This is a genomic window from Euzebyella saccharophila, assembly GCF_014855495.1.
Taxonomy (GTDB): Bacteria; Bacteroidota; Bacteroidia; order Flavobacteriales; family Flavobacteriaceae; genus Euzebyella; species Euzebyella saccharophila.
This window is the reverse complement of record NZ_JACYFJ010000002.1, coordinates 989,495-1,005,308: the sequence shown is the minus strand read 5'-3', so window position 1 is coordinate 1,005,308 and position 15,814 is coordinate 989,495. Positions and strand designations below refer to the sequence as shown.

At 39.7% G+C, this 15,814-nt stretch carries 10 protein-coding genes and 1 tRNA gene; 10 read left to right on the top strand and 1 reads right to left on the bottom strand.

From position 1 onward, the window contains the following. Positions 1-231: 231 nt before the first annotated feature. The 5 genes from IL355_RS10765 (at position 232) to IL355_RS10745 (ending at position 5,140) form a co-directional block, all read left to right on the top strand. Positions 232-1,011: a hypothetical protein gene (locus tag IL355_RS10765; RefSeq protein WP_225621186.1), complete on the top strand. Its 780-nt coding sequence runs from the start codon at positions 232-234 to the stop codon at positions 1,009-1,011. A 32-nt stretch (positions 1,012-1,043) separates the two neighbouring features. Then, complete coding sequence (locus tag IL355_RS10760; protein WP_192462097.1) at positions 1,044-1,607, top strand: DapH/DapD/GlmU-related protein; 564 nt, start codon at positions 1,044-1,046, stop codon at positions 1,605-1,607. 104 nt (positions 1,608-1,711) lie between these two features. After that, positions 1,712-2,107, top strand: coding sequence for a cupin domain-containing protein (locus IL355_RS10755; protein ID WP_225621185.1), 396 nt, complete (start codon positions 1,712-1,714; stop codon positions 2,105-2,107). 6 nt (positions 2,108-2,113) lie between these two features. Further along, on the top strand, positions 2,114-3,010 hold the full coding sequence (locus tag IL355_RS10750; RefSeq protein WP_192462096.1) for an alpha/beta hydrolase: 897 nt from the start codon (positions 2,114-2,116) through the stop codon (positions 3,008-3,010). A gap of 75 nt (positions 3,011-3,085) precedes the next feature. After that, positions 3,086-5,140, top strand: a complete 2,055-nt coding sequence (locus tag IL355_RS10745; protein WP_192462095.1) for a glycoside hydrolase family 3 protein — start codon at positions 3,086-3,088, stop codon at positions 5,138-5,140. A gap of 1,097 nt (positions 5,141-6,237) precedes the next feature. Here IL355_RS10745 and IL355_RS10735 read toward each other — a convergent pair. After that, positions 6,238-6,310: transfer RNA gene (locus IL355_RS10735), tRNA-Met, on the bottom strand. Between the two features lie 281 nt (positions 6,311-6,591). Between IL355_RS10735 and IL355_RS10730 the strand changes: the two genes are divergently transcribed. The 5 genes from IL355_RS10730 (at position 6,592) to IL355_RS10710 (ending at position 15,759) form a co-directional block, all read left to right on the top strand. After that, positions 6,592-7,470 (top strand): HEPN domain-containing protein, encoded by an 879-nt coding sequence (locus IL355_RS10730; protein WP_099542517.1) that lies wholly within the window; start codon positions 6,592-6,594, stop codon positions 7,468-7,470. Positions 7,471-7,475: 5 nt separating this feature from the next. Beyond that, the gene (locus tag IL355_RS10725) at positions 7,476-9,137 is read left to right on the top strand and encodes a DUF6035 family protein (RefSeq protein ID WP_192462093.1); all 1,662 of its coding nucleotides are present in this window, start codon (positions 7,476-7,478) and stop codon (positions 9,135-9,137) included. Positions 9,138-9,566: 429 nt separating this feature from the next. Then, positions 9,567-9,962: a hypothetical protein gene (locus IL355_RS10720; protein ID WP_225621184.1), complete on the top strand. Its 396-nt coding sequence runs from the start codon at positions 9,567-9,569 to the stop codon at positions 9,960-9,962. 118 nt (positions 9,963-10,080) lie between these two features. After that, on the top strand, positions 10,081-14,484 hold the full coding sequence (locus tag IL355_RS10715; RefSeq protein ID WP_192462092.1) for a CusA/CzcA family heavy metal efflux RND transporter: 4,404 nt from the start codon (positions 10,081-10,083) through the stop codon (positions 14,482-14,484). A gap of 21 nt (positions 14,485-14,505) precedes the next feature. After that, on the top strand, positions 14,506-15,759 hold the full coding sequence (locus IL355_RS10710; RefSeq protein ID WP_192462091.1) for an efflux RND transporter periplasmic adaptor subunit: 1,254 nt from the start codon (positions 14,506-14,508) through the stop codon (positions 15,757-15,759). Positions 15,760-15,814 lie beyond the last annotated feature (55 nt).

Below are 15,814 nucleotides of genomic sequence, written 5' to 3'. Positions count from 1 at the left end.
CATCCCCATAAATCCCTCGGTAGGAAAAGCCCGAACAGAATTTTTAAAGAATTTTCATTGGGGCTAGCCCCAATGAAAAAAGAAGATTGTTTAACTTAGAACTGTCCGAAAACGGGTAAGTCTTCAATATTTGACACTATAGATGTAATTAGTGTAACAAATGTAAGTAATGTATTCTTAGTTTTATATGATAAAAGCTTTGACCCAATAATGAAAATAAACAGTCGTATTTTGAAAAACTACTTAGTTCTACTGGTTATTTTTCTATATGAAGTTAATGTAAATGCGCAAGACCGAACAGAAGGGTTTCTAGATGACTTTAGAGGAACTGCAAGCGTTACTCACAACGGTATCTCGTTGGTGCCTTCCTTCTCGTTGGGCAATCCGGCCGTAATCTTCGACCTGAAATTCACCAGTGGCCTTCTGAGCTTCGAACCCGATATGCGTTTTGCACTCGAGGGCAAACCTTGGTCGTTTATTTTTTGGTTTCGGTACAAAGCCGTTCAACAGGAACGTTTTTCGCTCCGGGTAGGGGCGCACCCTGCCCTAAACTTCAGAACCGTGAGCATCTCGAGGGACGGTCAAGCGGAGGAACTTCTGGAATCCAGAAGATACCTCGCCGCCGAAGTCGCCCCAAACTATGTGATTTCGAAGAACATTGGGGTGGGCATTTACTATCTCTACGGCCGAGGTTTCGATGCCGGGGTCAAAAACACCCATTTTTTGACTCTCAATGCCAGTTTTATCAATTTATTCCTTTCGGACAAGGTGTTTATAAATGTTATCCCACAGATATACTACCTAAGGACGGATGGCAAGAAAGGTTCCTATATAGCCGGATCTTTGACCTTGGCAAAAAAGGATTTTCCTATTTCTATTTCCGCAATCTTGAACAAAGCTTTGGAAACCGAAATTGTACCGGATGACGATTTTGTATGGAACATCTCATTGAACTATAGTTTTCCGGGTAGAACCTACGGTACGATTCAACGGAAACGCACCCAAATTTGATATTTTCAAGGTGCGTACAAAACGATAAACATATGGAAAAGATGAATATTTTTAATCGTATGATGGCAGGGGAAGCGGTACCTATGAGCGACCCGGACTATGGGGAAATCAGGGAAGCCGTCAACAAAACCATGGTGCTTCTGGAAAAAATGAACCGGGCGACCCATGTCGACAAGGCAAGGGGCTATCTAGGAGAAATCATTGGCAAACCCGTGCACGGGAGTACAACGATTTTTACCCCCTTTCATACCAATATTGGCCGAAATATTACCTTGGGCAAAAATGTGTTCGTAAACCATGCCTGCAGTTTTCTTGACCTCGGGGGTATCGAAATCGAAGACGATGTCATGATTGGGCCAAGGGTGAACATTACCTCTGAAAACCATCCGGTAACCATACAAGACAGAAAGACCTTGGTACCCAAGAAGGTGGTCATTAAAAAAAATGCTTGGATCGGTGCCGGGGCTACGCTACTTCCTGGAGTCACGATCGGTAAGAATTCGGTTGTCGCGGCGGCGGCACTGGTCAACAAAGACGTTCCGGCCAATACCGTTGTGGCAGGGGTACCGGCCAAAGTCATAAAACAGATTGATTAACAAATAAAGACAAATAAAAATGAAAAAGTTACTGGTAAGTTTAGGTCTCTTAATGGTCTTGTCCATTTCCTACATGGGGCAAGCCTAAAACGAAACTTCTAAAAATGAAACGAAGGAAGCCGCCATATTTCCTAAAGGTGAAAAAGGACCTTCCAAATTCTTCACCGGGAATGTGTATCCGTATAGTTTGGTGGAAAACGATTCGGTCTACACTACTGTGGCAGGCAACGTGTATTTCGAACCGGGGGCGCAGTAATTGGCACTCCCATCCGGCAGGCCAAATTCTGGTCGTAATCGACGGTGTCGGTTACCATCAATTTGAGGGCGAACCTAGGGAAACCATCAAAAAAGGCGACGTCATCAAGTGCCCGCCCAATACCAAGCACTGGCGTGGGGCATCAACGGATACAGGCATGTCGCACATCTATATCTTACCGAATACGGAAAAAGGTATTGTAGAATGGTTGGAGCCCGTAACCGATGAACAATATAGCAACTAATAAATCATGCGAATCAAAAATTTTCTAGTACATCTCATATTATTGAACTTTATCTTTGAGGGAATTGCACAAGAGAACCCTATTATCGATACCTTCCCTGAAGGTACTGCACTGCACGGAAACTTAAACTACAATAATGACACCCTCCAAAAGCAACTTTTGGATATCTATCTGCCCCCAAATCCTCCTGACAAAGTTCCTTTGGTCGTATTCGTTCATGGTGGCGGCTGGTTGAGCAACGACAAATATGCCGATATGGGCTACATGAAAAATACGGTTTCGCAAATCGTTCAAAATGGATATGCTTTGGCCTCAATAGATTATCGTTTCAGTACCCAGGCCGTATTTCCTGCACAAATGCAGGACTGCAATCGTGCTATGTCTTTTTTAGTGGATAATGCCGATAAATATGGTTTTGATACCGAACGAATTGCCGTTATGGGCTTTTCTGCGGGTGGGCATTTGGCCGCCTTGATGGGGTTGTCAAAAAATGACGACGTGGACGAATTTTTTATGCCCGATTCCAATAAGTTTTTTGAATTTAAAGCGGTAGTGGATTTTTACGGTCCCGCTGAATTGATTTTATTTCCCGGAGCGGACAATCCTAAATCTCCAGAAGGTCTATTAATTGGAGCCGCTCCATTGGAACGACCTGACTTGGCGAAAAAAGCAAGTCCAGTTTCCTATGTGGATGCAAATGACCCTCCCTTTTTGATTGTTCATGGCGAAAAGGATGATTTGGTTTCACCAAGACATTCAAAGCTGTTAGGTGCATGGTTGGCCGTGGCTGGTGTGGAAAACGAAGTCATCATGGTCGAAGACGCCCCGCATTTTGGCGCAATGTTCGATGCGGATGAAATTCGGGAGAAGGTAATTGATTTCTTAACAAGGCATTTGCAATAAATTCAAATTCACAAAGTCTATAATTCAAATATTTCGTTTAAAAACTTTTTATTACATTAAACTCCTCATAATAAGATGAATAAGCCGGAAAACACAATACAGTATACCATTTTACTCAGTTTCATTTTTGGACTGATGATTTTTATTTCGTGTGGAGACGACCAAAAGAACTCTCATAAAGCAAACCAAAGCCAGCCTCATTTAGGTTCCCGTACGTCAAAGATTTTGGAAATCGATGGGTTGCGGTTCAAAGATCTTAATCGAGATGGTCAATTAGACCCTTATGAGGATTGGCGGTTGAAAGCACAGGAAAGAAGCTCCAATCTGGTTGGCCTACTGAGTTTGGAACAAAAAGCTGGATTGATGCTCATCAGTACAACTAGAATGAAAAATGAGGCTTCCTTCGGCCGCGGGGGCAACAATGATTCTGTCACCAGTGGTTTCAATGAAACCGATATGTCCAGTGATATCAACTTTTTTACCCGAAAGCCCTTGGGTGCCACCATGGTATCTTCGGCGGGTACCACGAAGGATGTCAATCAGTATTTCAAAAGACATTTTATTTTGAGGGCCAATGTTTCCGTCGATTCAATGGCCAAATGGGCCAATCGACTTCAAGCTTTATGTGAAGAAGGTGAGTTTGGAATCCCAGCTACAATAGCTTCCAACCCTCGAAACCATATTTCTTCAGATGCTTCCGTTGGCTTGAGTCTTGGAAAAACTCCTTTTACCGCATTTCCGGGAGAATTGGGGCTTGCCTCCATGAGAGATCCTAAACTTGTGCGTGCGTTCGCCGATATATCCCGACAAGAGTGGCGGGCAACTGGTATCAACAAAGGTTATATGTATATGGCGGATTTAGCGACCGAACCTCGTTGGCAAAGGGTAGAGGGTACTTTTGGGGAAGATGCGAATTTGGCAGCGGCAGTGATTCGCGAGGTGGTTCTAGGCTTCCAGGGCGACTCATTACATTCTGGTTCAGTTGCTTTGACAACCAAGCACTTTCCAGGGGGAGGTTCGGCCGAAGGGGGGCAAGATCCACATTTCGATTGGGGAAAAAAAGAGGTCTATCCGGGTGGCATGTTCGAAAACAACCTGATACCTTTTAAAGCGGCCATCGATGCCGGTACATCGTCCATTATGCCTTATTATTCCTATCCGGCAGGGACGGACTACGAGGAAGTCGGATTCGCTTTCAACAAAAGAATCTTACAGGGAATCTTAAGGAAAAGATTGGGTTTCCGAGGAATCATCAATTCTGATACCGGGCCTATAGAGATGATGCCATGGGGAGTAGAAGAGCTTAGTATTGTTGACAGATATAAGAAGGCACTTGAAGCAGGTGTCAATCTCTTCTCCGGCACGGCTGATCCCGAATTATTGATCGAGACCTTGAAAACATACCCAGATTTGATGCCATTGGTAGATGATTCGGTGCATAAAATATTGGTGGAAAAATTTCAATTGGGCCTTTTTGAAAATTCATATGTAGATGAAGATGCAAGCCGCCACATTAAAAAACCCGAATTTCAGAAAACCGCAGATTTGGCTTTACGAAAATCGATTGTTCTATTAAGAAACAAAAAGAATATTTTGCCTTTGAAAGCTAAAACCAAAGTTTATTTTGAAACCTATTTAGAACGAGGGAAAAGTTCTCCTTTTACAATTTTCAGTACGGAGGATAGTCAATGGGATATCGAATTCGTTGACAACTCGGATGATGCGGATGTCAATATTTTATGGCTTATACCCAAGGGAAAATCATTGTTTCAGTCCGATGGTAGTCCACTACATGTTAATCTTTCCGATAATGGTATTGATGTTGCACGTGTAAATAAGATGACTGCTCAAAAACCAACGGTTCTTGTGTTGAATTACACCAATCCGTGGGCCATTGATGAAATTTATACGGATGACTCCAAAAATATACAAGGTGTTCTGGCAACATTTGGAACGACTCCCGAAGCTATTTTGGACATTGTAACAGGTAAATTTAATCCATCAGGCAAGATGCCTTTCACAACACCTATATCGGACGAAGAGGCCCAAAATCAAAAATCAGATGTTCCGGGGTATATGGAAGGGCCTTCTTATGGGCTGTTCCATTTCGATGAGGGACTAAGTTTCTAGTTAACTTCTTAATGCGACATGCTTTGTACTGAAATCGGATTGGATGCCATCCATGTTGTTCGAACATAAATAGGAATCGAGCCAGTATTTTTGGCGGAAAGAAATAGACCCGACCAGATTGGGCGAACCGCCGTTTCCGCCTGTATTTGAGACCTTGGGCAATTCACTGTATAAAGCCACGGGTAGAAGACTTAACAAGCAACCCTTTTGTTGACCAAAAGAACTTTTTAGGATAGTAAATTTTCGGGCAAAGATGGTCTCGCAAAAAAAAACAATTTATGCTACTTTGAATAGTATATTATTTGGGGCATATTTAATTTTAGTCTTTCTGCTAATGAGTATAGTTTAATTTTATAAAAGAATGTTTTTCGAGGAAGAATTAAATTACTGTCTTGATACCCCTTTCTTAAACTTATTCTTCGAAAGTGTCAAAATGCTGAGTGACATCGTCTTTCACGTGTCCTGTTTTAAATTTTTTTTTAATAGATTGATTTATAATTAAATATGATGAAGCGTTTCAACTTTGATACTCCAACAAAAAAGAGCCACTGATTTCTCAGTCGCTCTTTTTTGTTTTAAACCTTAACCTATCTAACATTACTTACCGCTCTCAAGGGTAACTGATCAAAAACCAGTAACATAATATGTGCATACTTTTCTCCCAATTTGTTTTTGAGGATGACGAAAACTTTTGTAATCTGGGCCTCCACCGTTTTTATGGAAATATTCAAATAATCGGCAATTTCATTATTGGTCAACCAAAGGCTGGGAGACTAAATTCCTTCCTTCAAGACATTTCGTAAAGGGCTAATCGGTTTGCTTTAAAAAGAAACCCATCTTATGCCTTGCATCTGCCACTTTTTTTCCTCCAGAACTCAAATACTTTTGGCTCTTTTACAAACAAAAAAACCAGCTATTTCTAGTTGGTTCTCTTTGTAGCGGGGACTGGATTCTCGGCATAGCCGTGGGCCTATGGGTGGCTTTACAAAAAAGCTCCAATTGCTTCGCAGTCCATCCTTTCTTTTGTTCTCAATGATGATGTAAACTTCAATTGATTCCAAAAGAAAAGCTCCTTGAATTTTCAAGGAGCTTCTTTGTAGCGGGGACTGGACTCGAACCAGCGACCTTCGGGTTATGAGCCCGACGAGCTACCTACTGCTCTATCCCGCGGTTTCATAACTCTTTGATTAACAGCGAGTTAACAATCGCTTGATTTTATAAAATGCATACGCTGTATGCGGTTTTATATACGGTAAAAGTATTATAAAAAAGTCTTGTTTCAAAGGATTTATGTAGATTTTTCATGAATAAATATATTAAGCTTCCTTAGACAAATTTATCTATGAGAAGTAAATTTAAGAAAGTACATTGACATACTGGCTTATAGATTATTAACTGAAAGAAATATCAATATATTTATAGATATCATTCAGATTACACGTACACCTCTTATGCAAACAATAATCAATACATGGCTAAATATCGCTCTTAATGATTTGGAATCTGCCATCTTGCTACACCGAAACGGAAAGTATAGAAACTCATATTTTCTGTTCCAACAGGCAAGCGAGAAAGCCAATAAAGCTGCGGCTCTTTTCTCTGGCGATTTTACCGAAAAGGAAATCGAGGAGACATTCCACGATCAATTTAAAATCCCAAGAAAGATTATGGTGCAAAAAGAAGAAAAAATGAAGGCCGTAATAGAGCTTCTTGAAAGCTATCCAATGCCGAAAGATCTGGAGCCGCTTTCCAATAAGAGCTTTGCCAAACACCATAAATCAATTTCAGCGGCCATTTGCAGTATAGACAGATTGAAAAATTGCGACTTGGTTAATTTTACATTGGAAGATCTCGATGGCTTTTTAGAAATCCTAACGGGCTTAGAAACCATTGAATATGCATTTCCGGAAAATAGCAATTCAATACTTAGGTCACAAATGCAAGCCATGGCAAGATACTTTGGGGAATTAGGTACGAAGGAAGCTTTGGAAACAAAAAGGGAAATTTTGAATATACTTGCGGATAAAAAAAAGTCGCAAATGTATTTTCAAAATTTAATGCATCACCTGATACCAATTCAATTTGATTCTATATTTATAGACCATACATTTTACTTTTGCGCCTTACTGACCATTCAACATAGTTCGCGGACAAGATATCCCAAAAACGGAGTCAATCCTGAGGATATCTATACTAAAGAACTACCAATTGTACAGAAACAATTGGGTTTTATGGAATGTTTAAAGGAGGCGATACTTCGATTGGAGAAAATGAATGGGAATAAACATGAGTTACAAAACTTGTTTTCGAACCTTACAATTGCCCAATAATAGAGATGTCGTTTCAAAGAAGTATAAAAGTAGCTTTTGACAAAACCTCTGGGGAGATTCTTGAAGCTGATGACGTCTTTGACACCGCTAAAAATTCATTTGAGCTTCGCAGGCAGTATCATAGGGATGAAGTGGAACTCTACTGTTGCGAGTGTGACCAAAAATTGAACGTTTCCGGTAGTAAGTATGACAGATTACATTTCAAGCATCAACCAAATGCGGCGTTCTGTTACTTAAAGGAGACCGACCTGTCGCAGGAGGAAACGGAACAATTGGCACAGCTTTATCGTGGAAAAGAAAGTCCAAGGCATAAAGCACTTAAAAACAAAATAGCCAAGAAACTTTCCAATTTAGATGGTGTTCATTCTATCTGCGTAGATGATACCTTTATTTACGATGGAAATGAAAAACGTAGGCCCGATGTGTATTGTAAATATTTGGAAAAAGAACTCGTTTTCGAAATACAGCTATCCGATTTATCCTTGCGCTACATCTATGACCGACATGATTTTTACAAACGGAAAGGAGTTTTTCTGATTTGGATATTGGATGATTTTGACGTTCATGGCCAGCGACAAATGGAACGCGATATCAAATATCTTACGGATTTTCAAAACTTCTTCAAACTGGATGAAGCTTCAGAACCTTTTAGATTGCTGTGTACGTACAAATATCCATTTCTAACGGAGGATAATAAGTTGCTCAGCAAATGGATAGAAAAATCCGTCAGTCTTGGACAACTCAAGTTCAATGTTGAATCCTATCAGATTTATTATTTTGACTATGGGAAAAAGCTCAAGGTTAGAGAGAAAGAACATGCCAAACGTCTTCAAAGGGAAAGAGAAGAGGAAGTCAAAAATCAAGAGCGTCGAAAGCAGGTAGTGGCTGAAGAAAAAGCAAACTCTATAATCGATGACCTGCGATTCTTATGGAAAAATAAAGGGTATAATTTTTCTTCCATCGAAGAACAAATGGAAAATTTAGACGAATTTGAACTATCGATATTAAATAAATCCGATGCGTTTAAACCTAAAGATGGTCAACCAAGAATTCACCATTGGTTTTCAATAGCAAAAAAGGGTCATATGGGTTTCTTGGAACACATGATTGATAGTTCATATTTGGAAATCGACTTAAACGAAAAATCCAAAGACGACAAAACGCTTCTTGCGACTATGTTTGAAAACATAGCTATTGAGCATAAGATGTGGCTTTTAAGAAGACTTATCCGAAAAGGATATAACTTAAAGAAAGAGGACGAAGCAATATTGGCCCAAATTGAAACAGACCCTATTGAATACGAATCGACATTAATAATTTTTCATTTGGCAAATGAGCTAAATGGTTGTTATTTAATCGATGAGCTTTTCGAACATAAACCCCTTGTATGCATAATTGAAAGTGCAAAAAGGGATAAGATTATTGGCTACCGATATCAAAAAAAACAATGGGTAGCCTTTGCAAACAATGCTATACATAGTTATACAGACTATTGGAGTTATATCGAAAAAGCCTTTAAGAACTATGGTATTTGGGAAAAATTGATGCTTTTGGACAAGAAGAAAACCTTTCAAAAAAAGTTGGCAAAGTTCCATGCTACGAATCCAAAACAGAAGGTTGATTGCCTGCTCTTGCTAAATACCTTATATCCTGATATCCTGAATTGAAACATGATGAATCTGTATGGTAGTTGAATTAGCACCAGAGGATTATTTCATGTGTTTTGATGCATAAATGCGAATTGCCAATTTCCAGCCTTTCCAGTTTTTATTAATTTCAATGACTGTTTGAGACCTTACCCTATTTTTTGAAGCTATTTTGCAACCCAGTCGCACGTAATCCTTGTTATATTTGCAATGTGAAATTTTTGGCAATCATATTGTAAATATATTTCTTGGCACTCAATTTTATGTCTTGTAGCTTACAATATATATGACCTATCGTATGGAAAGCCTTTATTCTTCTATATTTCGCCCTGAAAAGATTTATGGATTTGCAGAATAACTAATTTTTAGTGCTTCATGAAACCTTTTATCCCTGCTTTTAAGTTTTTGCACAACCTGTGCATCGATTAATTTGTATCTTTGTTAAAATTTATGAAAACACTTTTTTCCATATCAATGTCGCTATTATTCTTTTTTCAGGGAATTAGTCTTGATATGGACTTTTGTGGGCCAATTAAAGAAATTTCAAGCATCGTAACCCATTACCAGGACCATAAAGTTTATGGTGACTCTTTCCTCGATTATGTAGTTGAGGATTACTTTGGTAAGGAAGCAAAAGATGAAAGGCACCACAATGACACTGATAAGGAGAATGCACCTGTACATAGCCATCATCAATGTTGTCATCCCTTAGTTTTGTTTGCTGCAAATAAAAATACCGATACAACAAATCGGTTAAAGTTTGAAGATAAAAAGCAATTTAGTTTATATAAGGTAAACTTCACTTCCAGATATCTGGAATCCCTATTCCAACCCCCTAAAGTATAATTCAGTTTTTTTAAGGATAGCTATATCCTATCGTGATGCTTTTCAAAATAAGTATCACATCATAAACGTATTGCATCTATTTGCATTGCGAGGTTTAAACTGAATTAATACTTTTTCTATGATTAACAAAATCATTTCATTTTCCATTAATAACAAGTTTATTATTGGGCTCTTTATAGTGGCGCTTGTGGGTACGGGCATTTGGTCTATGGCCACTATAAACTTGGGTTCTGTACCCGATATTACCAACAACCAAGTACAGGTTATTACTGTTGCCCCAAATTTAGGTACTGAAGATATTGAGCAATTTGTCACCTACCCTGTGGAATTGGCAATGGCCAACCTTCCTGATGTTATCGAGCTGCGTTCGGTATCCCGTTTTGGTCTTTCTGTGGTTACCATTGTCTTTAAGGACGAGGCAGGCACTTATCTTCCTCGGCAATTGGTGCAAGAGAAATTGACCGAAGTTGCTGGAGAAATCCCCGAAGGCTTCGGCACGCCATTTATGGCACCCATTACTACAGGTTTGGGCGAAATCTATCAATACACCCTTAAACTAAAAGAGGGCTACGAAGATAAATACGATGCAATGGAGCTTCGTACCATCCAGGATTGGATTGTAAAACGCCAAATGGCTTTAGTACCTGGTGTGGTGGAAGTCAATGCTTTTGGAGGCTATGTAAAGCAGTACGAAGTTGCCTTAAATCCTGATAAGCTAAAAAGTTTTGGCATTACAATGAATCAGGTTTTTGAAGCCCTTAAAGTAAACAATGCCAATACTGGTGGTGCTTATATTGAAAAAAATCATCAAGCCAACTTTATCCGTGGAGAAGGTTTGGCGCGTAGCATTGCAGACTTGGAAAATACAGTTGTAAGCACTCAAAACGGAAGCCCCGTTTTAGTTAGAGATGTTGCTGAAAAAGTGGGCTATGGCAATCAAGTCCGTTATGGTGCTTTTACCCAAGATGGACACGAAACTGTTGGTGGACAAATTTTGATGCTAAAAGGCGAAAACCCAAGCAATGTAATTGAAAATGTTGAAACGCGTATTGCAGAAATACAAAAATCATTACCCGAAGGCATATATATAGATACGTTTTTAAGCAGGAGCGACCTTATTGATAGAACCACAAGTACGGTAAAAACAAATTTAATAGAAGGAGCACTTATTGTCATATTTGTTTTGGTTTTGCTTTTGGGAAGTTTCCGTGGTGGATTAATAGCAGCTTCGATAATCCCGCTATGCTTATTGTTCGCATTTATTTTGATGAAGCAATTTGGTGTTTGGGCAAATTTAATGTCCTTGGGTGCAATTGATTTTGGAATTATTGTTGACGGTGCGGTTATTATAGTGGAGGGAACGGTTTTCCACATTTATCAACGGATGAAAAAATCCAAAGCCATTATAGGACAAGCCGAGATGGATGAAATAACCTATGATTCTGCCAGTAAAATGATGAATTCTGCTTTTTTCGGTCAGTTAATAGTTCTCATTGTTTTCACACCTATTCTGTTCTTGACAGGTGTTGAAGGGAAAATGTTTCGTCCAATGGCTTTTACTTTTGGTTTTGCTGTTTTAGGGGCAATAACACTTTGTCTTACCTATGTTCCAATGATGTCATCATTATTTTTAAAACCTGCTAAAAATCAAAATAGTTGGTTTGCCAAATTTGAAAATAGGATGGATAGGATAAGCGATAAAATTATGGATGTTCTAAATCGCGCTTATCTGCCCATACTAAATTTTGCACTTCGCTTTCGGGCTGGTGTCGTTATAGGCGCGGTTGCATTGCTATTCATTGCAGGGTTTGTATTTAGCAGTATGGGAGCAGAATTTGTCCCGAAGTTTGATGAAGGCGATATTGCATTTCAGGCCTTGATAAAACCAGGGAGTAGTCTTACAGAATCCATTGAAGCTTCGGAAAAACTTCAAAACTTAATCAATGAATTTCCAGAAGTAAAAACAGTTGTTTCAAGGATTGGTGTGGCAGAAATCCCTACAGACCCAATGCCTATGGACATTGCAGATAGTTACATTATTCTTGAAAAGGATAAGAGTAAATGGACTTCCGCAGATAGCAAAGAAGAACTCATAGAAAAAATTCAAGAAAAAATTTCAGTAGTTCCTGGTGTAAATTTCGTGTTTACGCAACCTGTTGAACTTCGTTTTAACGAATTGCTTACAGGTGTTCGTGAGGACGTGGCTATCAAACTGTACGGAGAAGATTTGGGAGTGTTGGCAGACAAGGTACAGGAAATCGCAGCAGTCATTCGAACAGTTCCCGGAGCGGCAGACCTCAATGTGGAAGCTACAAGTGGATTGCCACAAATGACCGTGGAATACAATCGGTCAAAAATGGCACAATACGGTGTAACCGTTGACAAGCTGAACGATTATGTAAGTGCCGCCTTCGCAGGAGAACAGGCAAGTGTGATTTTTGAAGGCGAAAAACGGTTCGATGTGGTCATTCGTTTGGCAAAGGAATTTAGACAGGACATTAACAGCCTTAAAAATCTTTTCATCGATTTACCAAACGGTGCACAAGTGCCTCTAAAGGAAGTGGCAGATATCAGTTACAAACCCGGACCAATGCAGATTTCACGAGACAATACTTCGCGTCGCATTTCTGTTGGGGTAAATGTTCGTGGGCGTGATGTGAAATCGATGGTCGAGGAAATTCAGCAAAAACTGGAAACGGAAGTAAAACTGCCACCAGGTTATTTTGTAACCTACGGAGGTTCGTTTGAAAACTTGCAACGTGCATCAGACCGATTGACGATTGTAGTACCAATCGTTCTAATAACAATATTTGTTCTGCTTTACTTTGCTTTAAATTCATTTTCACAAGCCCTGATGATATATATGGCTGTGCCTTTAGCTGCCATAGGTGGGGTTTTAGTCTTATTAATTCGCGGTATGCCTTTCAGTATTTCTGCCGGAGTAGGATTTATCGTGCTCTTCGGAGTTGCGGTTTTAAACGGACTAATACTCATAAATAAATTCAATGAATTAAAAGATGATGGAATGACAGATTTAAAAAAACGGATATACGAAGCAACGCACGAACGTTTACGTCCAATTTTATTGACAGCCATTACAACAATTATGGGTTTTATCCCAATGGCGGTTTCCACCTCTGGTGGGGCAGAAGTGCAACGACCATTAGCAACAGTAGTTATTGGTGGTATGCTTACAGCAACATTTTTAACGCTTGTGGTCCTTCCTGTATTGTATTATTGGTTGGAAGCTCGTAAGCAACGAAAGGATAACGGTAACGACCCAAGCTATATTAACAAGAGTACTACTGTTTTGGTTGTGCTATTGAGCTTGGGAGGATTTTTAACCTCAAATTCAGTAAATGCGCAAGATAGCGGAATAGCACAGACTGTTACTTTGGAGGAAGCTATTTCTTTGGCAAAAGAAAATTATCCTTCCCTTAAGGAAAGTCAGTCTTTTATAGACCGTGAGCGGGCGATGAAAGGAACAAGTTTCGACCTTGGTAGTACGCAAATTTTTACGGGCAAGGAAGAATTCGGTAATGACCTGCCCGGTGTGCAAACTACCATTGGGGTGCAGCAGGGAAATATCGATTTGTTATCTGGTTTCTCAAAATCCAAGTTCTATAAGCAACGTGTTCAATTGGGTGAGAAGTTTTATGCCCTGAGCGAGCAACAATTAGTGCGTAATGTGATGCAAGCCTATGACCAGATAAATTATAACAAAGCCCAGTTGCGCTTCGCAGAACAATTGGATAGTGTATATAACAACTTCAAGACAGCTGCAGAACTGCGTTTTGATACAGGTGAAACCGGGAAGCTGGAATTTATCGCGGCTTCTTCTGAATATCAACAGATACAGGTCTTGAGACAGCAGGCCTATGACGATATCGAGATTGCCAAAAGGGCGCTTAAACAGTATTTGGGGATTGACCAAGAAATTGAAACCGTTGGAGGTACTTACGAACCGTTGAATTATATGAGCGTTATAGATTCAACATCCATAGACAATAATCCATTGTTGCAATATTCTATGCAAAATGCCGAGGTGAGCAAAGCCAACGTTGGGGTCGAAAAATCCCAGTTTCTACCAAAGTTCAATTTGACCTATGGAAGACAAATCGTTGACGATGTTTCAGGGTTCAACACCTATCAAGCAGGTATAAGTATTCCGTTGTGGTTCTTTCCTCAAAAAGCAAGGGTCAAGGCTGCTAAAGCAGATGCTTTGGTGGCCGAGAACCAATATTTGGAACAAAAGGCAATAACCGAAAGCAGGGTGTCACAATTGTTAAAATCATTGGAAAAAACCCAAAAAACGCTTAATTATTACCAAGAAGGTGCACTGGTTTTGGCCGAAGAGCAGATTACAACTGCAGAACTTGCTTCCAAAGAAGGCGAGATAGACTATGTAAACTATATCACGATTTTAAACAGTGCCATTCGCATAAAACAGAACCACTTACAATTTATTAACCAGTATAATCAACAAGCCATTGAGTTACAGTATCAATTGGGCAATTTATAAACCTAAAAAAAGGAGAATATAATGAAAAATATAGCAATAATTATAACAGTACTATTAACCTTCTTATTGGTAGGCTGTAACGGCAAACCCGATTCTGAATTGGGTCATAACGAAGCTGAAGGGGTATCAAAAACCGAAGCTGGTGGAGAAGATGCGCACGACGAAGAAGGTCACAATGAAGAAGAAGGAGGTCATAGTGAGGAAGAAGGCGTTGTCGAACTTACAAAGCAACAAGCCGAAACCATAGGTTTGGAAACGAAACCTCTGGAGGAACGAAATTTAGGGAACAACATTAAGGTAACAGGAATGCTGGAACTTTACCCACAGGACAAGGCAAACATCAGTCCATTTGTTGGCGGAAATGTAAGTTCCATAAAAGTAGTACCTGGAGATAACGTAAACAAAGGACAAGTACTGGCATATATAGAGCACCCAGATATCATTGCAATGCAACAGGATTATCAGGAAAAAAATGACGAACTGGTCTTTTTAAAACAGGATTTTGAGCGCAAGCAGACCCTTTATGATAAAGGTGTTTCTTCGGGCAAGGAATTTCAGATGGCACAATCAAAATTTCGTTCCACAACATCCAGTGTTAATGGTTTGCGGTCCCAATTGAGACTGTTGGGAATTAATCCGGACAAAGTGGCGGAAGGGCAAATATATTCCGCTGTTCCCATTACCACACCCATAGGTGGCTATGTAGATGAAGTAATGATTAGCCTTGGCGATTACGTGGCGCAACAATCCAAAATGTTCTCAATAAGTGATAATTCAAAGATTTATGTCAACTTCAAAGTATATGAGAAGGACATAAAGCAAATCCAGAAAGGGCAACAAATATATTTTTCAACAGCTTCTCGTCCAGATGAACTGCTTAGAGCAACCGTTCGGTCTGTGGGTAAAACCTTCAACACCGACCCAAAAGCTTTGGAAGTTCTGGCAGATATTGAAAACAAGGATAAAAACCTGTTGCCAGGAATGTACGTGGAAGGACGAATAGTGCAGGGCGAGAAAAAAGGTTTTGCCGTACCGGAAGCTGCCATTATAAAAGAAGGCGAGCAATCCTTTATTTTTATTTTGGATGAAGATGAAGAAATGGAAGCGGACAAAATGAAATTTAAAATGATACCCGTTACGGTTGGTATATCTGATTTAGGCTTTGTTGAAGTCAATTTACCTGCCGAAGTTTCAAAAGATGCCCAAGTCGTGATAAACGGAGCTTATAACCTATCCTCGGAAATGGTCAAAGGCGAACTGGAACACGGACATTAATTCAATAATAATCAGAGATTTTGATTCCGAGTTTGTTCATCGTCTTAATTAGTTA

What these genes read in the sequence shown, in the direction of transcription:
- IL355_RS10720 (WP_225621184.1), top strand. Translation starts at nt 9,567, where the DNA reads ATGAAAACACTTTTTTCCATATCAATGTCGCTATTATTCTTTTTTCAG.
- IL355_RS10715 (WP_192462092.1), top strand. Translation starts at nt 10,081, where the DNA reads ATGATTAACAAAATCATTTCATTTTCCATTAATAACAAGTTTATTATT.
- IL355_RS10750 (WP_192462096.1), top strand. Translation starts at nt 2,114, where the DNA reads ATGCGAATCAAAAATTTTCTAGTACATCTCATATTATTGAACTTTATC.
- IL355_RS10755 (WP_225621185.1), top strand. Translation starts at nt 1,712, where the DNA reads ATGAAACGAAGGAAGCCGCCATATTTCCTAAAGGTGAAAAAGGACCTT.
- IL355_RS10710 (WP_192462091.1), top strand. Translation starts at nt 14,506, where the DNA reads ATGAAAAATATAGCAATAATTATAACAGTACTATTAACCTTCTTATTG.
- IL355_RS10730 (WP_099542517.1), top strand. Translation starts at nt 6,592, where the DNA reads ATGCAAACAATAATCAATACATGGCTAAATATCGCTCTTAATGATTTG.
- IL355_RS10725 (WP_192462093.1), top strand. Translation starts at nt 7,476, where the DNA reads ATGTCGTTTCAAAGAAGTATAAAAGTAGCTTTTGACAAAACCTCTGGG.
- IL355_RS10760 (WP_192462097.1), top strand. Translation starts at nt 1,044, where the DNA reads ATGGAAAAGATGAATATTTTTAATCGTATGATGGCAGGGGAAGCGGTA.
- IL355_RS10745 (WP_192462095.1), top strand. Translation starts at nt 3,086, where the DNA reads ATGAATAAGCCGGAAAACACAATACAGTATACCATTTTACTCAGTTTC.